Source organism: Aldersonia kunmingensis (assembly GCF_001646865.1).
In the GTDB taxonomy this organism is placed as follows: Bacteria; Actinomycetota; Actinomycetes; order Mycobacteriales; family Mycobacteriaceae; genus Aldersonia; species Aldersonia kunmingensis.
In genome coordinates this window covers 15,845-36,888 of record NZ_LRRB01000180.1, presented here as the reverse complement: position 1 = coordinate 36,888, position 21,044 = coordinate 15,845, and the positions used below count along the sequence as shown (strand labels likewise).

Genomic DNA, 21,044 nt, shown 5'->3' with positions numbered 1-21,044 from the left:
CTGTGGTATGCCAATTGTAAAGTCGCTCATCGAGATCGCGAACTTCAGGAATCGAATCCCACTTCCGAAGCGACTGGCGAACTGTCTTGACGCGATCCATCGCGGTCGCATACCAGTAGTGCCCAAGCTGATCGAGCGCTTGCGAAAGGTATGTGCACGCCAGCTCTGGCGACTTCTCGACAACGGCCGCCGCGGCCAGATCGGTTAATACGACAGACTGTTGCTTAACAGCGTCATCTGGCAGGTCCGCGAGCACTCTTTCCAAGGTCTCGCGGGCATCACGTCCGCGACCCGCCGCCAGCAACGTGTTTCCCTTGAACCCAGCCAGCCGAATCTCGGAGAACCAATCCATCCAAAGAGGTGATGGGCGGTCATTCTTCGCCTCGTACAACTGCTCCGCATGATGTAACAAGTCGAGGGCCCGGCGCGTGTCGCCGAACCGCGTCTCGACCTCCGCCTCCACTGCGTCGAGCCATGCGTGCATCTCACCGTTTGCATCGCCTCGACGCGCAAACGCTCGCGCTGCCCGGACACGATCACGCGCCTCCTCCGCGCGAGACCGATCGCCCGAGAATGCGGGCGGGAACGCCATATGTGCGAGCGCTGCCGCGCCGAGAAGTGAGTCGTTTGCCTCGTGCGCCGCTTGGAGCGAGAGGACGAAACTTTGTTGCGCAAGCTCGGGTTTTTGAAGGTCGAAAAACTCGATCCGGCCGGCAAGCAGGCTGCACTCAGACACCGCCCTCGCCAAGGTCTCCCGCTCGGTTTGCGGAATGTGATCGAGCAAGTCGCCCCCAAGAACGGCGTGATGCGAAACTGGCTGATGCACCCGCGCCCCCGCCAACGACCAATACATCCGGCGGTAGGCCGAGGTTGCTATTGCATAGTCGCTCACTACCGATGACGGGACCTCGGCAGCTGCTGGTCCCAGCCGCCGATGGTTGTGGATTGCTGCGGAAACCGGCTGTGCTGCATGCATTTCGGCGGCGGTTGCACCCTCAGACCAAGGCGGTGTGAACCCAAGCTCCGCTACCGGACGCTGAAACAACGCTTCGAGCGCCCTCGCATGGTCGGGGTGCGGCCATGGCGGCTCCGACGATTCCCATCGCCGGACGGTGCGAGCGGTGACTGCGACACGCAGACCGATACTGCGCGCGGCCTGCGTAACCGCCTCGGCCAACGCCGCCTGAGAACGAAGGCCCACCGCTTGCCTCGCCGCGCGAAGCCGCGCATTTCCAGTCGCGGTCATACGGACACTCTAGTCCGATCACATGGAATGTCGATCCATTCTGCCGTCTAAATGTCCTACTCATGTCCTCCGATAAGTCCTTCTATCGGACGTATCGGAAGGACATCATCGATCTGTAGGTATGTGACTCGCGATCAGAAATGTGCACACATCCCGCGAAAGGATCGGCGGATGAGCTGCGAAGCCGGACTCCAACCAGCCCCCAAGCAACATCGAGCTGCGGCAACCTCACGGGCGTGGATGGACGACGCTAGCTGCCGAGGTCACGAGCATCCAGACTGGTGGTTTCCCGGACCTTTCGGCGGCGAAAGAGCGCTGCGTATCTGCCGGACTTGCCCAGTGACCGCGTCGTGTGCACGCTACGCGCTCGCTACTCATCGCACGGACGGCATCGTCGCAGGGGTACACCTCGGTGGCGAGCACCACATTGACGAGGATCGCTGCCGCCTCCAAGAGGTGGCAGCCGGCCGTGACGGCACGCTCCACGAAAGCGCGCGGGATTTGGGGTCCGCAATGTCCGAACAGCAACTGCCGCCCCTACTTCCGGTGCCCCGTGCGGCCGCGCTACTCGGGATAAGCCGAGCCGCTGCGTACAGGCTCGTGTCGAAGGATGAGTTGCCGGTCCGCCGACTTGGTGGACGGATCTACGTGCTGGCGGCCGCACTTCAACGGCTGATGGATGCGGGGTGAGATCGAATGTCTCGCAGCCTGTTGCCCACTTCCGTCGCATCGATGCATTTAGGAGCGTTACTCCGATGAGCGACAAAGCTTTTAGCACCGACCTGCTCACCGCGAACGAAGTGCGCGACATGACGGGAGTGCCGGTCTCGACGCTCCACGACTGGGCGGCTAAGCGTGAACGAGGTGTTGACGCTCCAGGCCCTCGCCACCTGCGCCTGAGTTGTCGCCACCGTCGATGGACGAGGCATGACGTACTTGATTGGCTCGAAACGATCCGTGTGTAGCGGACTCACGGAGAACTCTGCGTCCAAATCGTGGCTGCGCTCGGGGCTACTCGCAATTAGTCCGGTGCCCGACGCTGCAACTCGAGGAAGTGCCGCGATGGCAATCACTAGGCGCCCCACCAAGCACGGCGCCCGATGGGATGTCGTGTGGCGGGCACCCGACCGCACCCAACGCTCGAAGACATTCATGACCGAGCGGGAGGCGAAGGTCTTCGAGGCCGCGGTCATCTCCAATCAGGCGCGCGGCGAGCAGTTCGATCCGCGGGGCGGCCGAGTGCAACTCTCCGAGATCTACATACTGTGGTTTGCTTCGCGCCCCGATTGGAGCCCGAAGGTGCGCCGCGGATACTCCGACAACTGGAGACTGCGAGTCGAACCAACCTTCGGCTCGTGGCCGATCGCAAAGATCGACCATGCGTCGATCCAGCGGTGGGTCAACAGTATGTCCGCCTCAGGGCTTAGCCCCCGAACCGTCCGCTGGACGCATTCAGTGCTCAAAATGTGCCTCGATTACGCGACCGAAAACGGACTTCTCATTGGGAAGAACCCCGCCACACGGACCCGGTTTCCCCCGATGCACCATCGCGACCACATTTATCTCACCGCCGCCGAAGTCGCGGAACTGGCGCGAACATGCGGTGCACAAGGCGATGTCGTGAGAGTCCTCGCCTACACCGGATTGCGGTTCGGCGAACTGACCGGACTCAACGTCGAGGACGTCGATCTTCAAACCCGGCGACTCCGCGTCCGTCGCTCGATCACACAGGTCGGTGGGCGACTAACTGAGGGCAATCCGAAGTCCCAAGCGGGGCGCCGCGTCATTCCAATTCCTCAACGGCTCTTGCCGATCTTCGAGGAGAGGACGGCTGGACGGCCGCGAGGTGGACCGGCGATCGCCTCCCCAAAAGGTCACCGCCTGAGTCTCGAGAATTGGAAGCGCGCCGTCGCGTGGAGAAAATCGGCGTCCACGATCGGCCGACCGACGCTGCGGGTGCACGACCTTCGGCACACGTATGCCTCACTCGCGCGAATGGCCGGCGCGGACCTTCGCCTGCTTCAGAAGGTGATGGGCCACGCGTCCATCACCGTGACCGCACACGTTTACGCCGACCTGTACGACGAAGAACTCGATACCGTCGCGTCGGCCCTTGACGCGATATCCGGCGGAGAGAACGAGTAAGCCAGAGAGTGGTGTCGTCCATCATTAGGCCTTGTGCCTGATCGATCTCGCCTCGTTCGCGCCAGGCTTACCTATCCGGTGCTACTACACACATCGCCGGATAGGGCGATCCGGCCGGATGGTGCAAGCATGCTCACGGTCTCGTCACGTCGCAGCCAATGCGCCGAACTCAGTGCGGAAGCTCTCTGCGTCGGCTTGGACTTCGCTCTCCGGCCCGTGCTGATAGCTGACCATGCGGACGCTGGTCCCTTCGGTCCGGTTATAGAAGTATGTCGTGTACTGGGCATTGCGCGGAGCCGCGCGGAGTTGCACGAACTGCCCAAGGCGCAACGGCGACTGCGACCCCTCTGTCACGAGGTACAGCTCGCGGTCGACCATCAGCTCACCGACACTGAAGTTCTGCGTGCGGAACGGAGAACGAGCGCCGACTGCGACCTCTGCCTCCTGGACGTAACCGTCGCGCGTGCGCTTGGCGCTGCCTGCACGAACGAGAAGGAGCTGCGTCCAAACATTGCCGAGCATCTCGCGAAGATTGGTGAGGTCCGAGACGAGCGATGCCACCTGCGCTTTCCATTCGTCATCGGACGTATAGCCCGTGTGTCCGCTCCAGCGATTACGTTTACCGTTTAGCTCGTTGAACTTCTTCACGACGTCCTTCGAGATGAGGCGTTCGATTCCGGTCCGACTGAGGCCGCCGAACGCGTTGCGGATGCGGGCGACATCGTCGGGGTCGCCACTCTCAAGCGCACGACGGAGGTCTTTGGACGTTTTCTCGACGATGACCACCCAGGTTCCGAAGGAGGCTCGTTCGATACCCAAGTGTTGTTCTCGCAGCGTCTGGCCAATCGCTGCTTCGACGGTGCTACTGCTGCCTGGATCGCAGCGGGACACCGAGAGGAGCACCGTTGCATGGAAGGTGACTATGGCCTCCCATGCATGGAGGTACGCCCGCTGCTGGTCGCCTGGTGAAGTGGCGGTTTCAGCAGTCCAAAGTGCCGACGCGATGGGAAAAGGCAACTGGTCGAGCCAAGCATCCACAGAGTCGTCGAACGCGTTCGCAATCCTGTCCACCACCTCTGCCGCACTGTCGGGCGCTGCCCAGATGCTCTCTCGTTGGCGGTTCAGTTCAGCGTGATAAGAGCCGAGCCTTTCGTCCGCCGACGCAAGCGCCAGTTGTACGCTGCGCGCGGGCACGGGGACGATGAGTTCGTCGGCCCAACGCATCAGCGAGTTCGGGTCGGACCTAAGTGCTCTTGGATAGGTGCCCGAGCTGCTCGCTTCGATCGCGCGAAATCTGCTCGCGAGCCCTTGCTCTGAGTTGAGCCAAGCCGTCAGGAACGTCGGCTCGGCCACGCCAGTGTCGAGTTGGATCGAGAGCACTCGGCCAGAGGCCTCCGTCTCAGATAGCTCGGTGGAGACCTTGCCGCTGCGAGTCGTCGGAACAAACACCTGCCTATCGGCGGCGCCGGTCGAGTCATTTACCGCTGCCGGCTCTCTGGTGAGGAGTTGGCTCAGACGCCTGCTCGCCCATCCTTGTGCCTTCATGGCTTTCAGGAGATCGCGCGAGTCATCCCCGAAAAAGGGGCTGGGGTCGAGGTCGACGATGGTGGTCGGGTTCCTGTCCATGCAGATCCCGGAATGTGCCCCGTATCGAGACTCCAGTAGGCGCTCGTCGATCGCCTGGTTGCGGTAGGTCGTGAGTCGCCACGAGAGTCGGTGCCCGTCGTTGGACTCTCGCGAAAGATCAGCTTCTGTGCGGATGAGCTGTCCAACCTCGATAGTGCGGTTCCGGGGTCCCGACTTCCTTGTCCGAAGCCCTGATTCGAGCTCGCGGAATGCGGAGGCAGGCATCGCTCGATGTCTGCGGCCGCTCGTGAACTGTGTTTGCAGGTCAGCAATCGCGACCTTGCTTCGTGCATCGCCGTCGTCGCTGTTCGTAAAAGTCAAAAGATAGAGAGTGATAGACGTGTTCGGTGCTAGCGCCTCAGGTAGCCGAGTGACGGATTCGAGCAGCCCGGCTTCCACGATCTTCTGTCGCATCGCGCCGGTGGCGCCACCCGCTCGTAAGGCGCTCGGAGCGACGAGGGCCGCGACTCGCCCCCCTCCCTGGGCTGCCGGTCGTAGCTTCTCCAACGCCAATGAAATAAAGAGCCAGGTGCTGTCGGACTGTTGCGGAACGCCGAAACGGAACTCACCCGATTCGCGGCGAGATTGCACAGCCGGTTCTGAACTTGCCCAGTTCAATCCCCACGGCGAATCTACGATGACCAAATCGGCTTCGAATTCCGCGAACTCGTCGTTCGCGAGGGTGTTTCCGAGAGCGAGTTCGGCATTTGGCACTGCTTGGAAGCGTCGTTGGCCTGCCATCACCGCTTGCTGATTGATGTCCTGCCCGCGATATCGGACGTGTACCCCTGCTGATTGGAGCGCATCGACGAGCAAAAATCCCGCGAACCCTGAGCCAGATGCGGGATCCCAGACATCGATGGACGCACGGCTTGGGTCCAGGCGACTGAGGCATCCAACCGCAAGTGCTTGGGCCAACGACAAACTCGTGGTGTGCTCCGAGCTCATTGAATCGCGATCGAAGTCCAGCTGTTGTGCGTTCTTTCGCTCGTCGAGGACGGCTCGAAGAGCCAAATGCTCATTTCTCACAGCAGTCCCATCCTGTCATCCATAGTCCGCGAACAGATCGCCCATTTCGGCGTTGGGGCACCCTCTCGGGGTGTCGATCCACTTGCGCGAACTTCGATGTGATCAGGTATAGCCGGTGCTGCTCGTCAAGAGTTGGGGGCGGGCAGGTTCGGCGCGGCGCGACTTCCTGGGTTCCCGACGACCAGCTCAAAGGCCTCCACGCCGGGCCCGCCGACGATCGTTGAGCGTGCCCTGCCACGTTCAGCGCTGTGGACGACGGGAGCTTTAGCAAAACCTATCGAGCACAAGCACGGAGACGCGAGCCCAACTTCCTGATGCCAAATGCCGGACGGTTTGGTGCACTAGGAAGCCGAACCCGGTTCGTCCATGTCGACGCGGCCGACGGTTGACACTCAGTGCCAAGCCGAAAAATCAGCGTCCAAAAAGGTTTGGCTGGATATTGGCTGGATGAAACTCCGAATGAGAACGGGATGACGCTGGATCTCAGCTGCAAACAGCCTCTGACCTGCGGTTTTAACGGTGGTCCCGGCTGGGATCGAACCAGCGACCTTCCGCGTGTGAAGCGGACGCTCTCCCACTGAGCCACGGGACCGTGTGCGAGCCTTTAGGGGGCTTGCCGAACGAGGTGGAACATTAACACGACCTCCGCCGCGAATCCCAATCCGCCCCTTGGGCCACAGCCCGCCCTGCGGGGTCGCAGTCTCCGGGTTGACGGGCCGGCTGGGCAGCCGAAGCAAGCTCCGCAACGACCCGAGCGGGGCGACTGCATCAAGATCATTGCGAGCAATCCGCTCGTAAGCGCTCTACCAGCCGATTTGTTAGTTCGCGACAGCGTCGGCTAATGTTCCATCTCGCAACGAGGAGCCGGAAACGGCGCCCCGGAGCGTGCGGATGTAGCGCAGCTGGTAGCGCATCACCTTGCCAAGGTGAGGGTCGCGGGTTCGAATCCCGTCATCCGCTCGAGGTATGGGTCTCGACCTTAAGCCCGGTGGAGTGGCCGAGTGGTGAGGCAACGGCCTGCAAAGCCGTGCACACGGGTTCGATTCCCGTCTCCACCTCGCGCGATTAGCTCAGCGGGAGAGCGCTTCCCTGACACGGAAGAGGTCACTGGTTCAATCCCAGTATCGCGCACCACCGTTTATGCAGGTCAGGCACCCTTTCAAGGGTGCCTTTCTTGTTGCGTGAACCATTCGTGAACTGAGTCAATCAGGCGTGAACTCCCGAGAGGAACCACGCCATGACCACTACAAACACCGACTCCGCGCCAGCGTCCGGCGACCCGATGTCCGATCGGATCACTCGGATGCTCACGCTCGGCGACACGCTTATGCGCCTCGGATTCAACGTCCTCTACGGCGACCTGGTTCTCCGCATCATGCCGATCGCGGAAGCGGAGTACCCGAGCGAACGTGCGCGGTGGGCCGCGATCATCGAGGCGGCGGCCGCGTCCGCGCGGCGGGGTGTCGACCAGACGGTTCACTACCTGTTGCTGGACCTCAACGACGAGAGCCTGCCGATCGAGGAAACGCTCCACATCAGCAAGGGTGTACATCCGAGGGACGTCCTGGCGTCGGAAGGTAACCCGATCTGAGTATCCGATCGTGTAACGAAACGTGAGATTTTCAGAAGTACGGAACGTCGGTCGGTACCCCCAACTGTCGACCCGACGGCTACCCGGCCTGCCCTCAACCCTCAGTAGAGGGCAGGCCGTTCTGCACCCTCGATCGTCGAACCACACACGCGACAGAAAGTGCGTCGGGCGGCCTGTCCTGCACTGGCATTGATCCGCGCGGCCCGAGTGGCTCGACCGGCATCAGCGAGGGTAAACATCGCTTCGTCCATCTGGGCGTACACAGTGTGTACGCCCGTCAAGCGTGCTCAAGCGCTTCTGGATCTCGTGACGCAGCAAGAGCCCTGTCCGCACGAGCAAGCACGATGCGTCTCTCACGGTTTTCGCTGGTCTGCTCATCCCACGGCAGCGCATATCCGGATAGGCTGTATTTGCATTCGACGCCATCGAACAACGGCCGGTTGATGTTGCCGGCCCTGAGCCGCTTCAGGTGCTGCTGACAGTACGGCTTACCCTGCACATGGGCGTGACTTGGATACGGGCAGAAGTTTTGCCAGCACATTGTGACTGGCTGGCTAACCGGATACGCGGGCATTCGCCCTCCTTCGTGTCAGCGGCTGTCGAGGTTCGTCGAGCTACAGGCCCAAACTCATCGGCGGCGTCCACACAGTTTCGCCACACTGGCGGCAGTAATGCGTCCGGTGCCCGCGGCCACACCGGCACGCCTGCCACCCGACGAGCGCTGCTCCGGCCTTGAGAGACGGTGCCCGTTGGGGCAATGCGTTCGGCGCCGGCTCGACCCAGCCTTTCCGGGTGCGGATCAAGCTCGTCATGCTCCAGCCCCCTCGCCGGATGCTGCGCTACTTCAACGCCCACGCAGCCTGCTGGTGGTCCGCGTCGTCTTGCCAGATCACCTTGTCGATCTCTGTGTCGACAGGCACCATGAATCCAACCTGACCGTTGCGGATCTCGCTCGGTAACAGGATGCCCGCCGCGATCTCACTCTCGTAAAGCTCGTCCGAGGAGTGGGCCGCTGCGTGACCCGTGGTGATCCCAACGAACGCGGGCGAGCGGAAGTATGGCTCCCCAGACGCCTGTTCGGCTACGACGTCGATCACGGTCAGCTTCATGCCCGCCGGTATCTCGTTCGAGTACGTGTCCGCGGGGTCACCGGGGCCGGACGACACCACGGTCAGCTTCATTTCACCGCCCGCCCGATAGCCGGTGCCGTCGAACTCCTTCACCGTTACCGTCGTGCCGAGCGGCACCGGGTTATCGCTGGGGAAGGACGCCGGTGGCTGCGGTGCAGCGGCATTGGGCGCTGCCGGGGTGGCGTTTTGACTACCGCACGCGACCACGGCGAACGGGATGATTAGGGCGAGCAGCAAGTTCGGGACCTTCACCCCGCCACCACCTCCTGGTAATCGCTCGGCGCAGGCGATCACAGGCATCCGGCTAGACCTTCACCCGGCCCGCGCCGGCGCCTGAACGCGGTCGAGACGCCATACACTCACCCATTGTGGACGACGAGCAGCGCGAAGTCCTGATTGAAGTGGGACTCGACCCCGGCGAGCCGTAGTTGTCGCCATGATCGATCTGGTGCGATGGGAGCTGTCGATGCTGCGGGACGACCAGAACGATTGAGCCCACCTCGTGCATTCCCGGATCGCGCCAGCGCCGCATCGTCAACGCGCGGAGGTTGGCGAGCATACACAACATGAAACGCGCAGCGAATCAACGTCCGAATAAATCTCAGGCATGGTAGGTAAGGAGTCAACGACACTTGGATGGGGGCCCAGTGCGACGCAGTGCAAACCACTACATTCCGATCCTTAAGGCTCGGCTCGGTGAGTTCTACGCTCTCGATCATATTCGCCAGGAGATGGCGCCGAACTTCACCCCGCTCATTGAGTTCGTGCCGACGGGCGATGAACTCGATGACGACGGTGAGCCGATTTCCGACAGGGTCACGGCCACCGTCCGCAAGACGGCTGAGCGGCTAGCAAAGAATTGGCCCGAGCCTACTGATGTGATCATCGATCTGCATGCACTTCCGTCGATCAACGGGTACTACCCCGTAGCCGAAGTAATCGATCAATTTTTCACCGAAGACCGCACGCAAGTGATCCCGACGTGCCGACCCGGTGATGCAACAGACGATCGCCTGATGGATCGGTTGCGATTGTCGCTGAGCAACTTCGAAACGAGAGCTACGTGCATCCGACTGTCCGACGAAGATCTTGACGAACGTGACGAACCAATATCGACTACTTTGGACCGGTTGCTCGAAAAGCTCGATATCTCGGCCGATCACGTCGATCTCATACTCGACTTCGGAGCCGTAAACGAAACGACAGCGTCTTTCGCGGCGCGTATCGCCCGCCTGATCATCCTTGACTTGCCCCATCTAGACGAGTGGAGGTCGCTGACCCTCGCAGCAGGAGGCTTTCCGAGCAACCTCGATGATGTTTCGCCAGAGACGTTGACCGAAGTGCCACGATGGGAACTCACTACCTGGCGAAACGTGCGCGATCGACTGCGGGGTAGGTCGCGCGTACCCACTTTTGGAGACTACGCCGTTGCGTATCCGGGTCAATTGGCGCCAGTACCGTTTGCCCCCGCCCCGCAGATCAGATACACCGCCGCGGAGGGTTGGCTAGTCCTCAAGGGACGAAAGAACAACCGCCGCGGTAATAATCAGTTTCTCGACATCTGCCACGCCATCGCCCAGCACGCCGAGTTCACGCCCGAATTATCCTGGGGCGACGAAAGGATCGCAGACAATGCGCAATACGCCAACCAGGATCCTGCGCCACAAGCGGCCAAACCGGGGAACGCAATGGTGTGGCGCGCAATCGGAACCAGCCACCACATCGCACACGTGGTCAATCGTTTATCCACCGCGGGCGAACCTTGAGTTGGCTACGAACAGACAATTGAAGTTCGTCAATCGGCCACTGCGCCAGCCGGTCCCACAGATTCCAACGGGTTTCGCGACTCCTGACGAGTTCGCCGCGCGACCTGAGAACGGCCGCTGCTTCCTCGCGCCAGAGAAGCTGAGCAACCGACATGGGATCGCAGATGCGATTGCGGCGAGCTCTGCGCCGAGGTTTCATCGCCACCAACCCATCGACGTTATGGGCCTCAACAATTCCCCACCAATTGGGTACGACGTCGCGGATCTTGGCACCATAACGCGATCCGCACACTATTGTGCTGAAATCGAGCACCTTGCTGTACAACTCGACTTGTGCGGGAAGACGTGCCAACGTGTCTCGATCACTCTTGATTTCGTAGCCGTGGAGTGAGCCGTTGATTACTGCAACATCTACCCGGGTGGCACCAAGGCACAGCCCCATTTCATTGACGATCTTGTCGCCGTCGAAATCGCGGCGAAGGCTATCGACCAACGCGGCGCGGATGTCGACGTCCCGCATACCGCGACTATACGACACGACTGGCCGCCTCGACAGAAATGCGGGGGAACACGCGTGAGCTGGGGTTGGACGACCGCGACCGCAGTGTGGGGGGCGTTGACGGGCTCGTTCGGCGCGTACGTTTCGACGATGGGCCGTCGTGACGTGAAGTGGCGCCGAGCCGCAAAACAGCTACCCGATGTGCGGTCCGCGTTGGAGGCACTCCGCAATGCTGTCGCTGAAGCGCAGCAAGGTGGCCGGACGTTACCCTCGTTGCGAGAGACGGGCCTTCGGGCAAACCTGGAGCTCGTTCAGGAGCTGCTTGCTCGTTTGTCCGATAAGAAGCTCGCTGCGTCATTGGCCGAAGTCGACCATTGCTACTCCGCCGTGCTTGCACTGGATGACGCCGCTCCTGGTCATAGACAGGTATCAACACTCGCTGCGGCTTCCTCGGCTCTGACCGCTGCCATCGATCGAGTGGCATACATCGAACGGAAAGCTCCTCCCTGACGTCGCTCCTTCGCAATCCCTGGACCGCGCAACACGATTGACCGCTACCCCGTGGTCGTCATGTACTGAGAGCCTATCGTCGGCGAGGGTGAGATCATCTGCGGGCCATCCGGTATTCCGTTCAGGATGATCGGCGGGAAGTTCGTAGCGGTGCAGCTGATACACCTCGCCGCCCGCGAGTCTCTCGATCGGCTTGGACAACTCCGCCCAGCACTCGGGCGAGATTCCGCCGTACTGGTCACGAAATGCGACCGCCTCGGCGAGCAGGTAGGCGCGTAGTTCACCCTCGATTACTGGGCGCGGCTTACGTCTGACCACGGGGTACCTCCTCCAGCACGTCACCCTCTGTCAGCATGAACAGGCGATCAGGGCCGTTTGTGCGGGCGTAGCGCATCGCCTCGCGGTTGCCGACCGCGAACAGCGCCGAGAACAACTCACCCGAGTCGGTTCCGACCTCCTCGCCGGTCGCCACCGCTGCCAGCCGCGCACGGGTCGAATCGGTGGGCCAGCGCTCCGCGAATCGGCGTCTATGGGCGATCAGAGCCCCGCGAAGGGCTGAATCACGCTGTATACGCCGCACCATCACGCGCCTGCCCGATGCCAGCGAGCGTTCGCGGCGGCCTGGTGCCGTGCGCTCTTGATCTCGGGCAGCTCGTCTGCGGTGAGCTTCATCGAAGTGATCAGCCGGTGCAGTTGAGCCCGCGAGAGACGCAACTCGGTGTAGGCAGCGTTCAGCTTCTTCGTGCCGGCGACGTCTTCGATAAGTACCTGATCGCAAGCTGTTTCGAGACTGGCGATGTCATCGCGGGTCGCGGCGATCAGCTCCAGTGTGGCGAAGTCCCGGTTGTCCAGTTCGAGCCCATCGGCCAGATCGCGCTTGATCGCGGCGACCAGCTTCTGCCCCTCGGTCAACGGCTTACGTGGCATCGGTCAGACCTCCGTTCCGTGTTTCCTGCGGCTCATGCAATGCGCCGACCCGGTGGAGGTATGCAGACCGGCTGCGTGCACGGCCCCGGCCGGGGCCGTGCCCCAGGGGGTCACCGGAGCAGTCCGGGGTGCGGTTCGGGTGGCAGCTTCAGACGTGCCCGGTTGGTTGCTCGGGCGCTGACACCTTCGCCGGCGGACTTCTGGTCGTGGCACGGCTTGCACGCCGCCTGACAGTTCTCGTCGGTCTCGGCGTCGGCTGGATTGGCGAAGCTGGCGACGTTGCGGATGTGGTCGCAGTAGTTCGCGGTGCCGATACAGCGCGGCCCGCGGATCTGGCATCGGTGACCGTCGCGGGCGAGGACACGTTTGCGTCTTGCGACGTGCTCGCGACTGCTCGTGCGGGCGCGGTTCGTGTTGTCCCAGCTCATTCGGTGCCTCCGGTGGGGGTGGGGGCGAACTCGGCTCTTGCTGGTGTCTGCCGGTTGGCATTGCTGCTCGGGTTGGCTACGGGTCTGGAGTTTTCCGGTACCGGAGCGCCCAGCTGGTGCACGCTCCGGCCCGGCTCCTGCTCGGCGCTGGTGTGGCCTCGCCCGAAGGAGTCGGGGTCATGGGTCAGCCATCGTTTCCGTTCGGCTGCCTGGCTAATGGAGCAGCGGCTCGGTTGACGTTGACGCCGTGGGAGTTTCATGTGCGCCGCCCTTATGCCCGTGTGGTGGCAACGCCACTCATGGCGTCCCGGTGGGCTTTCGCGGCCTTGCGGCGTTCCTCGGTCTGGGCGGCGATGATCTCGCGGGCGCGGGTCAGCGAGTTGAGTTCGAGGGGGGTCACGCTGAGGATGCGCATCCACTTCCCGCCGTTGCCGGCGTTCGGTGCCATGAGCCAGCGGGCGACTTCTTCGAGTGGCGTGTTCTCGTCGCGGGCGTAGACCGCTGCGATATAGACCATATTTCCGGTGCGCTGCCATAGCAGCGGCTCGGGCTGTCCGAGTACGTCGAAGTCGGATGCCATCGCCTGCACGAGCGCGTGAACCCGGTCGAGGGACTGCTTGTGCACGCCAACTTCGCGCCATGCCTTCGCGGCCTCGTCGCCCAGCTCCAGAATCTGCGCGGGCGTGGTGTCGGCGGTGATGTGTTCGCGGGCGTCCATGATGCCCTTAGCGGCCTTCTCGAATGCCGGGCGTACCGCTTCGATCACGGCGTCACCGGCGGCGCCATGGAGTGCTTTGCCGAATTGGTTGACGAGTGCCGCTTCTGCCTTGGCGGTGAGTTCGCGCGGGTCTTGCGTCGGGGCACGGAGGATCTTGTCGAGTTGCTCGGCGGCGTTGGCGGCGGTGAAGGCGCCGGATCGGATCACCGAGGCGATGTCCTCAACGGGTGCCGGTGCCCAGTCTTTGACGGCGTCGAGTTGGGCGAGGATGTCGGCGAGGGCTTCGGGCACGGTTCCGCCCGCTGTTTCGACCGCGCCAGTGATTGCCTGGCAGTGCCGGCGGCCGAGGTAGGTGGTGTTCATCAGCGACCACCTCCGATGTGCCACGACGACGGGTAGTCGGCCTCCGGTGCCTGATCGGGGGATGGGTTCTTGTCGCCCTTGGGTTGCCGGGTGCGGGCGACGAGGTCGGCGAATTGCTTGTCATCGAGCTGAGCGAGGAACTCCTCGACGCCGGATAGAAGCGCCTGAATCGGGTTGGCTGCCATAGGGTTTACCTTTCGTGCTCGATTGCTGCTGCGTGGTAGGCGCGTACTGCGTCGCGGTCGAATACCCAGCGGGTGCCGATCCTTCTTCCGTCGAGCGAGCGTGCGATGCGTTGCACTTGCCGTAGGCCGACACCGAGAATGTCCGCCACTTCTGTTGTGCCAATCAGTTGTTCGGAGTCTGCGCGGAGCGGTGGTTGGGCGACGTCGTCGTGTCGTTTACGCGACTCTTGGTGCTGTCGGTGCGCTTCCGTGGCGCGCTTGAGGATGCATTGCAGCTCCTCGAATCCGGGTCGGTCGGTGTAGCCGTTGAGGCTGACTGCACGCCGGCCGAGGGACACGAGCCAGTACGCTTCGGCGACCGCAGCGCCGTCTAGCAACACTGCGGTGCCGAGCTGGTACGCGCCAGACGGGACGCTCACCGCGACGCCTTCCAACTCGCCGGAGAGTTGACGTGCGCGCTGACGCATTGGTCGCCGAGCCAGTAGCAAGTGACGACCGGGTGCCCATTGCTGTACGAGTCGTGGTCGTCGGTATGTAGCGCAAGCGCTGCACGGGCTTCCACTGCGAGCTCTGCAATATCGGGCTGATCGACCGCGAGCAGTTGGACGATTCTCGCGGTAATCCAGCGGAGCGAGTCGACCGGATCGGGGTGATTGGTTTTGTCCATCATTCAGTCCTCATCCGGCGGGTAGGTGAGTGATGTGATTGATGTGAGTGATTCGGACTCTGCGTAATCAGTCACTTCACTCACATCACTCAGGGGTATGTAGACACCGCGTGACTGTTTGCCGATACGTCCGGCGCTGTGCAGCCGTTGAAGTACTGTGCTGGCGCGGTTGGGATCGACGCCCAGGTGCTCGGCGAGTTCGGCGGGTCGGGTGCCGGTGCTTCGGCTTGCCACGAACTCGACCGCTTTCACCGAGGGGTCGGCAAGTCCGTCACTCGCGCGTCTTCGGCTGGCGGCAGCCGCAGCATCCATGAGGTCCATGCCATCGAGCGCCCACCGCCCACCGGTCGTGGTGAGTGCGTACTCAGCCTCGGGTACGTCACGGCCGGTGACTGACAGAACCGCGTCGTCGGACTGGCGCTTGCGGCCGAGGACGAGCACGAAGTCGGCGGACCCGGCGATACCTTGTGTTCCGCTGACGGCGTCGATGAAGTCCGAGGATTCAGCTTTGCGCGTGTGGTGCACGACGACCAGCGCCGCACCGGGCGCAGAGTCGATCAACGCTTTCAGGCGTGAGCCGATTGCGTAGTCGGCTGCATAGGAATCGTCACCGGCGCGCTTGGGCGGCTTCACCTTTCCCAGAGTGTCGAGTATGACCAGCGGCGCCCGCTCGGCGTGCAGGATCAGATATTCGGCGATGATGCCGGGGATCTCGCTTGACGTTGCCTGTGTGATGACGTCGATGCCGCGGGGTATCGGGGCATCCTCCATGATCGTGCGGAACCGACTCTGCAGACGCCGGTGCCCGTCCTCGAGTGCGAGGTACAGGACCGGCCGGCGCTTCACCGGGATCTTGCCGAGTGCGTATCCGCCAGCGGCGCAAGCGAGTCCGATACCGGCGACCATCCACGACTTACCCGCCTTCGGCGGCGCGACGAGTAACCCGAATCCCTCGGGGACTACGCCCTCGACGGTCCATTCGAGTGGTGGGAACTCTTGCCGGTCAAGCCATTCACCGTTGACCATCCCCTCAAGCATCGACAGTGATTCGACGTCGTGATTGGTCATCGCGACCACCGCCCACGGTCGCGCACACGCGCATCGGCTGCGAGCGATGCGAGCGATGCGAGCGACTCTGCGATGGATACGAGCGCCGTGGCGGCAGCTAGGTCGATCTCGGCCTTCTCGGTCGGTGTTCGCTGCGGGTTCTGCTCCTCGACCGGCCGCAGTGGGTCGCTGTCCACGTCCCAGCGGCGGTGTATGTCGGACAGGACCACGCGCGAGCGCCCAAGGGGATCGTTAGTCATCCGATCACCCCCGCGAGAGCGTGCAGATCCTCGGCGAGTTCGCGATCGGCACCACCGCGCCGCCACAGCGCGCGCAGCGCTTCGAGCGGCACAATCGGCGTCCGACCAGCGGCAAGGACGCTGAGTGCAGCGTCACGCCACCCATCGAGTGCATTCGAGGACATCGGCGGGTCGGTGCAACGGCATGGAAACGGGTCGGCGCACCCGCAGTCAAGGACCGACAGGCGGCGTGCCACTGCGCGCCGTTGGGCCAGTTGTCGCACGTAGCCAATATGATGGAACCGATCCGCCGCCAATGGATCTTCGGGAGCCGCCCTATTCGCTGTGGGGCGGCTTTCTCGTTCGGTCACGCGGCGCCACCGACCGGCTGCATGATCCGGTCAAGGTCGTTCAGGTCGATCTTGATGAGGCGTGGGCCGACGCGGTAGCCGGTGAGACGCCCGGATGCGATGTATCGGCGAATGGTTTTCGTGCTGACGTCGGCGTAATCGGCCGCGATCGTCACGCTAGCGAGGCGACGCTGAGATTTGTTCCTGGGCATGGGGTGCCATCTCCCTTTTCGGAGTATGGCTCACTGCCCAAATAGATGTGAGCGTCTGCGAACTCGGTCGCCGGACTGTCGTCAAACTACCACTAATGTCCACCTTCGGCCCGCTTTACACGCGCCGTGTCGCCCTCGGTTCCGCTTCGATGTCCGCGAGCACGACGGCCCGATCAACCTGGCCGATGTTGCGGCAACCGGGACACCCAATCCACGGCGGCAGCTTCCGTGCGAAAAAGTCGGTCAGCAACAGCACGTCATCTCGCCCCAACTCGCCAACTCCGGGCGGTACTTCCCATGTCTCGTTGTTGTCGAGTGGCCGACTGAATCGGCGGCGGCACAAGACAGACCGCGGAACGGTGTTCATTACTTGCAGGACGGGTTTGCCGCACTTGTCGCACACCCACTGGACAGCCCGGTACTTGCGCCACAGGTTGGCCGGGCCGGAGCGAAGCGCTCGCAACTGGGAGACAACCATGTCGATGGTGCCGTCGGGTTCGTCCCCGACCTGAGCGGCGAACGCCGCCAACTCATCCTCGTTCCGGGTGTATCGAGCGCGCAGGGATTCGACGAAGGCGTCGCGGCTATCCTCATTGGTCATTGTTCCCCCTCCGCGAGCTTAGACAGCAGAGCCGCGATCTGCTTGTCCCTCCCCTGCGCCGCGTGCTGGTAGCGCATCGCGGCTTGCGGAGTCGAATGACCAAGGCGCACCATGAGTTCCGCCAGGCTCGCACCAGTTGCGGCGGCGAGGACAGCGCCACCATGGCGAAGATCGTGAAATCTCAGATCATCTCGGCCTGCCTCGGCGCGGGCTTTGTAGAACTGGCGGTAGAGCGTCGCCGGCGCTAGGTGTCCACCGTGGCCCGCAGGAAACAGCAGTGCATCCTTCTCGGGCCCGACGTGCTCGGCCATGTGATTCTCTATAGCCGGGATCAAGTGCGGAGGAATAGCGACGTCGCGGATACCGGCGTCAGACTTCGGTGTGGTGACCTTGAACTCGCCGCTCACCCGGACGACTGCGCGCCGCACACGGATCACGCCGACCTTTACAGTTTCGTCGCCGTCCTTCTCCTCTGTAATCTCGATGTCCTTGCGGCGAAGCTCGGTCAGCTCACCGAACCGCAGCGCACACCAGGACGCGAGCAGGATCATCGCCTGTTGATTCTCGGGCATTGCCGCGGTGAGTGCTTGCAGCTCCGCGAGGCTGGCGGGCCTGATCTTGTGGACACGCTTCGCGCTTCCAGCTCCCCTGATGTGGCATGGGTTCGCGGCGATGCGTCCCTCGCTTGCGGCACTGGCGAGGATCGTCCGCACTAGCCCGTAGGCGTGCGCGCGCATCGTCGGTGTCGAGTTGCCCAGGCCGGTATGCCAGTCGCGCACGTCGTCGGGAGTAATGGAGGCCAGCGGCAGCGCGCCGAGAGTCGGGAGAATGTGACCGTCGAGCAACTTGCGGTAGTGCTCGCGTGTCCGGTCCTTCAGCGAGCGGTGTTCGAGCCAATCGTTCGCGTACTCCGTGAACGTGGTCCGCTTTGGCGTCGGCGTCTGGGCAGTTGGGGGTGTCCACGCCTTGCGGATGATGTCGGCCTGTTGCAGTGACAGCCAGCCGCGGGCGTCCTGCTTTGCGGTGAACGTCGTCGGCGCCTTGTAGCGGCGTCCGTCCGGGCCGTAGTAGAGGGCGCGGAACCGGCCGCTGGGGAGTTGGTGGACGGTGCCGAATGTTCCCGCTGCGCGTGTCTTCCGCCCGTCACCTTGCGCCACCGTGTGCCTCTCGTTGCGATACTGGCGACCCGCGCCGTGAACTGAACGTGAACTGAGATGAGTCTAACAGTGGCCTCTTGTGTCCATCAGTGACACGCGGTACTGTCTGCAATATACGCTGGTGAGAGCGTCATTGGCGCAGCTCCACGACAAATCCACATTCGCCTGATTGAACTGGTTCAATCCCAGTATCGCGCACCACCGTTTTACCTGATCAGCCCCGGTTTCCAACCGGGGCTTTTCTTGTTTCCGACCGCAACTGTCGTGTGCGTCGGCCAATGTGTCATGGTCACAGTGACCACAGGTCCCCTCTCGCGAGTGCCAGATTCGAAGTCCGCGGCACAGCATCGGGTGATACGCCAGGGTCGTCGGTCCACTCATTCGGTGACTTTCGGCCCGGAACGCCGATCACGCCCGACGCGATAAGCACACCGAATGGTTTCACCGGGTAGGCGCGGGGCTTTCCAAGCCAGAGCGCAGAAACCCAGAGTCCACGTACCTCCGACGCAGGACCGTCAGCTTGATTGCGCGCCTGCGGCGCACTCGTGCACGTGGCATCGCGCACAAACCGACCGAGCGCGAACAGCACACCGACAAGAAGGAAGTAACCACATGAAGAAGTCCGTCACCACGCTTGCCCTCATTGGCACCGCGGCAGCCACTCTGCTGGGTACCGGCACCGCCATGGCAGCATCGCCCGCCGAGAACAAGGCCTCGATCGACAACTTCAACAGCATCACCGGCGCGGCCACGGTCGGCGGCACCGTCGCCGGAACCGGCGCAGGCCTGGTCGCCGGGTGCGTCATCGGCGGCGGCCTCACCGCTCCGACGGTGGTGTTCGTGCCTGCGGGATGCGTAGCCGGTGCCGCCACCGGCGCGGCGATTGGCGGCGCGCTCGGCACTGTGGTCGCCGGCGGTCCTGCTGCGATCGCCACCGGAGTTGACCTCGCCCAGACCCTTCAGGCCGCGCCCGGAACTACGCACTGGGCCCAGTAACCGAAACAGGCTCGGCGGAACGTTGGGCGACGCGTTATTTGGGGATTTGGGGCGCGGGCTGCTGGTGATTGAAGATCACCATTCCGGATCCGACCGCCGCGCCTGTCCCCTGGCCTAACATTCCGCCGATCGGGCCGCCTACGCCACCGCCCAGGCCCGCGCCGGCTCCCGCACCAGCGAGACCACCGGTGATGCAGTTGCTCGGAGTGAATGGCAACTTGTCGAGTTGGATCGTCGGGACCTTGTCGACGGGCATCGACTGTCCCGCCAAAAGACCGGCAGCGAGACATCCGCCGGCCGCGCCGATACCCGCGCCGAGGATCGCGCCCGCTGCTTGTCCTGCGCCCGTGCCCACCTTCGAGCCGAGCGAAGTGGTCCCATCGATCACCCCGGTGTCCCGCTGCTGCTGCATCTCGACGGGAACATCGGGCGCCGCGGGTTGAGCCATCGCGGTGCCGCTGCCCGTGAACGCCAAGACTGCGGCGGCAAATAGTGCGGAAACTCCGGGCACGAGAACTCCACGACGACCAAACATATGCTGGCCCACCCCTTCTGCCTCTCACCTCGAGGTCGCACGACCCGAGCGCGACGCGTTGCGGCCCTCGGTGTGCGAGTGGCCGTGCGCGACAAATCGGTCATGAGGAGCAAAGCAGGTGTTTGTTACGGATGTGACAATTGTTACGGATGTGAAATCAAATTTGACGTCCAGCTGCGCTCGCCTGGCGTCCGCAGGAGAATCGACACATGGCGCGACGGGGGATGTCTCTCAGGTCACCTAGTCGCGCAGCGGTTTGTGCTGTCGCAATCGCGTTCGTGGTCGTCGCGTGCGGATCCGACACGACCGACACTGCTGAAACCGCCAATTCGTCGACCGCCGACACACGCGCGACGTCGGCAAGCGCCGCCAAGCCCGCGAATGTCCTCGCCCCCGATGAAATCGCGCACACGACCGGCGGTCTCGACATCGCGATAACAAGCGTCGATTCGTTCCAGTCATCGATGTACGGCCCGTTGACGGTTTTGACATTTCAGGTCACCAACACCGGCCTCGACGTCTACGAGGGATTCGAGTGGCAGACACCGGTCGTCGCAACCGGTTCCACGGGTGAGGTGGCGCAGGCGCAGGTCTCGATCAGCGAAGGGCTTGGCGCCGGGGTCCAGGGCGTGATCCCGCCCAGCGCAACACAGACCGTTCGCCACGGGTACGTGGTCGATCGCGCACAGCTGTCCAATGCCGTGGTGTCAGCGGGTTCGGTCGCCTGGCGTGGCGATTTCACGACGCTCCCGCAACAGGGCATCGCCCCAGCCCCGCCCGCGCAGCCGCAAAGTCCGCCGCCTCCACCGCCTCCACCGCCGGAGCCAGTCCAGAGTCCGGTCGTCGGCGGCGTGTGCGCCAGCCCGAGCAGTATCGCGACCGACGCGAACACCGGCGCGGATATCGTCTGCGTCTTCATGGGTGCCAACGGCGGCTACAAATGGGTGTCCTCAGCGCCGATCATCGGGACCCACAATGTCGGAGAGCCATGCGATAACTCGGTCGACAATGTGTCCAAAACGCCCGCCGGCAAAGCGATCATGTGCGTCGGCGACGAATGGATGTACGGGCCTTAGC

Annotated in this window: 25 protein-coding genes and 4 tRNA genes; 9 read left to right on the top strand and 20 right to left on the bottom strand. The window is 63.1% G+C overall.

The annotated features are described in order from the left end of the window. Positions 1-1,246: helix-turn-helix domain-containing protein (locus A8G08_RS13795; RefSeq protein WP_084436207.1), on the bottom strand; the 1,246-nt coding region annotated here is incomplete at its 3' end. 51 nt (positions 1,247-1,297) lie between these two features. On the opposite strand from A8G08_RS13795, the gene A8G08_RS28365 reads away from it, so the two are divergent. Then, a complete protein-coding gene (locus A8G08_RS28365) occupies positions 1,298-1,936 on the top strand; it encodes a WhiB family transcriptional regulator (protein ID WP_084436201.1) in 639 nt (212 codons plus the stop codon). Positions 1,937-2,308: 372 nt separating this feature from the next. Next, a complete protein-coding gene (locus A8G08_RS13785) occupies positions 2,309-3,391 on the top strand; it encodes a tyrosine-type recombinase/integrase (protein WP_068274814.1) in 1,083 nt (360 codons plus the stop codon). A 144-nt stretch (positions 3,392-3,535) separates the two neighbouring features. On the opposite strand, the gene A8G08_RS26700 is transcribed toward A8G08_RS13785, so the two are convergent. Together A8G08_RS26700 and A8G08_RS13775 are read right to left on the bottom strand one after the other, a co-directional pair. Continuing rightward, positions 3,536-6,046 (bottom strand): HsdM family class I SAM-dependent methyltransferase, encoded by a 2,511-nt coding sequence (locus tag A8G08_RS26700; RefSeq protein ID WP_157108570.1) that lies wholly within the window; start codon positions 6,044-6,046, stop codon positions 3,536-3,538. Between the two features lie 520 nt (positions 6,047-6,566). Beyond that, positions 6,567-6,638 (bottom strand) — tRNA-Val (locus tag A8G08_RS13775). A gap of 295 nt (positions 6,639-6,933) precedes the next feature. Between A8G08_RS13775 and A8G08_RS13770 the strand changes: the two genes are divergently transcribed. From A8G08_RS13770 to A8G08_RS13755, 4 genes are all read left to right on the top strand, one after another. Then, positions 6,934-7,006, top strand: a tRNA-Gly gene (locus tag A8G08_RS13770). A 27-nt stretch (positions 7,007-7,033) separates the two neighbouring features. Beyond that, positions 7,034-7,104: transfer RNA gene (locus tag A8G08_RS13765), tRNA-Cys, on the top strand. 1 nt (position 7,105) lies between these two features. Continuing rightward, positions 7,106-7,180 (top strand) — tRNA-Val (locus A8G08_RS13760). Between the two features lie 103 nt (positions 7,181-7,283). Beyond that, positions 7,284-7,637 (top strand): hypothetical protein, encoded by a 354-nt coding sequence (locus A8G08_RS13755; protein ID WP_157108569.1) that lies wholly within the window; start codon positions 7,284-7,286, stop codon positions 7,635-7,637. 277 nt (positions 7,638-7,914) lie between these two features. On the opposite strand, the gene A8G08_RS27170 is transcribed toward A8G08_RS13755, so the two are convergent. Together A8G08_RS27170 and A8G08_RS13750 are read right to left on the bottom strand one after the other, a co-directional pair. Beyond that, positions 7,915-8,211, bottom strand: coding sequence for a hypothetical protein (locus A8G08_RS27170; protein WP_157108568.1), 297 nt, complete (start codon positions 8,209-8,211; stop codon positions 7,915-7,917). A gap of 265 nt (positions 8,212-8,476) precedes the next feature. Further along, positions 8,477-9,019: a hypothetical protein gene (locus A8G08_RS13750; protein WP_068274808.1), complete on the bottom strand. Its 543-nt coding sequence runs from the start codon at positions 9,017-9,019 to the stop codon at positions 8,477-8,479. Between the two features lie 395 nt (positions 9,020-9,414). On the opposite strand from A8G08_RS13750, the gene A8G08_RS13745 reads away from it, so the two are divergent. Beyond that, positions 9,415-10,533, top strand: a complete 1,119-nt coding sequence (locus A8G08_RS13745) for a beta family protein (RefSeq protein WP_068274804.1) — start codon at positions 9,415-9,417, stop codon at positions 10,531-10,533. On the opposite strand, the gene A8G08_RS13740 is transcribed toward A8G08_RS13745, so the two are convergent. From A8G08_RS13740 to A8G08_RS13680, 14 genes are all read right to left on the bottom strand, one after another. Further along, on the bottom strand, positions 10,502-11,053 hold the full coding sequence (locus tag A8G08_RS13740; RefSeq protein WP_068274801.1) for a sce7726 family protein: 552 nt from the start codon (positions 11,051-11,053) through the stop codon (positions 10,502-10,504). The genes A8G08_RS13745 and A8G08_RS13740 overlap by 32 nt on opposite strands. 793 nt (positions 11,054-11,846) lie before the next feature. Then, positions 11,847-12,014, bottom strand: coding sequence for a hypothetical protein (locus tag A8G08_RS27165; protein WP_157108567.1), 168 nt, complete (start codon positions 12,012-12,014; stop codon positions 11,847-11,849). Between the two features lie 110 nt (positions 12,015-12,124). Continuing rightward, entirely contained in the window at positions 12,125-12,469 is a 345-nt protein-coding gene (locus A8G08_RS13735; RefSeq protein ID WP_157108566.1) for a hypothetical protein, read from the bottom strand. 110 nt (positions 12,470-12,579) lie between these two features. Further along, complete coding sequence (locus A8G08_RS13730) at positions 12,580-12,897, bottom strand: HNH endonuclease (protein ID WP_068274795.1); 318 nt, start codon at positions 12,895-12,897, stop codon at positions 12,580-12,582. Between the two features lie 271 nt (positions 12,898-13,168). Continuing rightward, positions 13,169-13,978 (bottom strand): DUF885 domain-containing protein, encoded by an 810-nt coding sequence (locus A8G08_RS13725; RefSeq protein ID WP_068274791.1) that lies wholly within the window; start codon positions 13,976-13,978, stop codon positions 13,169-13,171. Next, positions 13,978-14,163: a hypothetical protein gene (locus A8G08_RS13720; RefSeq protein ID WP_068274788.1), complete on the bottom strand. Its 186-nt coding sequence runs from the start codon at positions 14,161-14,163 to the stop codon at positions 13,978-13,980. Before A8G08_RS13720 ends, A8G08_RS13725 begins: the two co-directional genes overlap by 1 nt. Positions 14,164-14,168: 5 nt before the next feature. Then, on the bottom strand, positions 14,169-14,582 hold the full coding sequence (locus A8G08_RS13715) for a helix-turn-helix domain-containing protein (RefSeq protein WP_068274785.1): 414 nt from the start codon (positions 14,580-14,582) through the stop codon (positions 14,169-14,171). Then, a complete protein-coding gene (locus A8G08_RS13710) occupies positions 14,579-14,833 on the bottom strand; it encodes a hypothetical protein (RefSeq protein ID WP_068274782.1) in 255 nt (84 codons plus the stop codon). Before A8G08_RS13710 ends, A8G08_RS13715 begins: the two co-directional genes overlap by 4 nt. Then, positions 14,834-15,898, bottom strand: coding sequence for an AAA family ATPase (locus A8G08_RS13705; protein WP_068274839.1), 1,065 nt, complete (start codon positions 15,896-15,898; stop codon positions 14,834-14,836). It abuts the gene before it with no gap. Beyond that, a complete protein-coding gene (locus A8G08_RS13700) occupies positions 15,895-16,137 on the bottom strand; it encodes a hypothetical protein (RefSeq protein WP_157108565.1) in 243 nt (80 codons plus the stop codon). Before A8G08_RS13700 ends, A8G08_RS13705 begins: the two co-directional genes overlap by 4 nt. Continuing rightward, positions 16,134-16,301: a hypothetical protein gene (locus A8G08_RS27495; RefSeq protein ID WP_245672818.1), complete on the bottom strand. Its 168-nt coding sequence runs from the start codon at positions 16,299-16,301 to the stop codon at positions 16,134-16,136. Before A8G08_RS27495 ends, A8G08_RS13700 begins: the two co-directional genes overlap by 4 nt. A gap of 182 nt (positions 16,302-16,483) precedes the next feature. Further along, positions 16,484-16,642 carry a helix-turn-helix domain-containing protein gene (locus A8G08_RS13690; RefSeq protein WP_425394556.1) on the bottom strand — a complete coding sequence of 53 codons (159 nt, stop codon included), beginning with the start codon at positions 16,640-16,642 and terminating at the stop codon, positions 16,484-16,486. A 151-nt stretch (positions 16,643-16,793) separates the two neighbouring features. Then, positions 16,794-17,279 carry a hypothetical protein gene (locus A8G08_RS13685; RefSeq protein WP_068274776.1) on the bottom strand — a complete coding sequence of 162 codons (486 nt, stop codon included), beginning with the start codon at positions 17,277-17,279 and terminating at the stop codon, positions 16,794-16,796. Beyond that, entirely contained in the window at positions 17,276-18,436 is a 1,161-nt protein-coding gene (locus tag A8G08_RS13680) for a tyrosine-type recombinase/integrase (RefSeq protein ID WP_068274774.1), read from the bottom strand. Before A8G08_RS13680 ends, A8G08_RS13685 begins: the two co-directional genes overlap by 4 nt. Positions 18,437-19,048: 612 nt before the next feature. Between A8G08_RS13680 and A8G08_RS13670 the strand changes: the two genes are divergently transcribed. Beyond that, positions 19,049-19,432: a hypothetical protein gene (locus A8G08_RS13670; RefSeq protein WP_068274770.1), complete on the top strand. Its 384-nt coding sequence runs from the start codon at positions 19,049-19,051 to the stop codon at positions 19,430-19,432. A 34-nt stretch (positions 19,433-19,466) separates the two neighbouring features. Here A8G08_RS13670 and A8G08_RS13665 read toward each other — a convergent pair whose 3' ends face one another. After that, positions 19,467-19,943 carry a hypothetical protein gene (locus A8G08_RS13665; protein ID WP_157108564.1) on the bottom strand — a complete coding sequence of 159 codons (477 nt, stop codon included), beginning with the start codon at positions 19,941-19,943 and terminating at the stop codon, positions 19,467-19,469. 302 nt (positions 19,944-20,245) lie between these two features. On the opposite strand from A8G08_RS13665, the gene A8G08_RS28015 reads away from it, so the two are divergent. Beyond that, the gene (locus A8G08_RS28015; protein WP_245672817.1) at positions 20,246-21,043 is read left to right on the top strand and encodes a hypothetical protein; all 798 of its coding nucleotides are present in this window, start codon (positions 20,246-20,248) and stop codon (positions 21,041-21,043) included. Position 21,044: the final 1 nt, after the last annotated feature.

Coding starts and splice junctions, on each gene's coding strand:
- A8G08_RS28365 (WP_084436201.1), top strand. CDS start 1,298: ATGTCCTACTCATGTCCTCCGATAAGTCCTTCTATCGGACGTATCGGA.
- A8G08_RS13785 (WP_068274814.1), top strand. CDS start 2,309: ATGGCAATCACTAGGCGCCCCACCAAGCACGGCGCCCGATGGGATGTC.
- A8G08_RS13755 (WP_157108569.1), top strand. CDS start 7,284: ATGACCACTACAAACACCGACTCCGCGCCAGCGTCCGGCGACCCGATG.
- A8G08_RS27170 (WP_157108568.1), bottom strand. CDS start 8,211: ATGCCCGCGTATCCGGTTAGCCAGCCAGTCACAATGTGCTGGCAAAAC.
- A8G08_RS13740 (WP_068274801.1), bottom strand. CDS start 11,053: ATGCGGGACGTCGACATCCGCGCCGCGTTGGTCGATAGCCTTCGCCGC.
- A8G08_RS13735 (WP_157108566.1), bottom strand. CDS start 12,469: ATGCCACGTAAGCCGTTGACCGAGGGGCAGAAGCTGGTCGCCGCGATC.
- A8G08_RS13730 (WP_068274795.1), bottom strand. CDS start 12,897: ATGAGCTGGGACAACACGAACCGCGCCCGCACGAGCAGTCGCGAGCAC.
- A8G08_RS13725 (WP_068274791.1), bottom strand. CDS start 13,978: ATGAACACCACCTACCTCGGCCGCCGGCACTGCCAGGCAATCACTGGC.
- A8G08_RS13720 (WP_068274788.1), bottom strand. CDS start 14,163: ATGGCAGCCAACCCGATTCAGGCGCTTCTATCCGGCGTCGAGGAGTTC.
- A8G08_RS13710 (WP_068274782.1), bottom strand. CDS start 14,833: ATGATGGACAAAACCAATCACCCCGATCCGGTCGACTCGCTCCGCTGG.
- A8G08_RS13705 (WP_068274839.1), bottom strand. CDS start 15,898: ATGACCAATCACGACGTCGAATCACTGTCGATGCTTGAGGGGATGGTC.
- A8G08_RS13700 (WP_157108565.1), bottom strand. CDS start 16,137: ATGACTAACGATCCCCTTGGGCGCTCGCGCGTGGTCCTGTCCGACATA.
- A8G08_RS27495 (WP_245672818.1), bottom strand. CDS start 16,301: ATGTCCTCGAATGCACTCGATGGGTGGCGTGACGCTGCACTCAGCGTC.
- A8G08_RS13685 (WP_068274776.1), bottom strand. CDS start 17,279: ATGACCAATGAGGATAGCCGCGACGCCTTCGTCGAATCCCTGCGCGCT.
- A8G08_RS13670 (WP_068274770.1), top strand. CDS start 19,049: ATGAAGAAGTCCGTCACCACGCTTGCCCTCATTGGCACCGCGGCAGCC.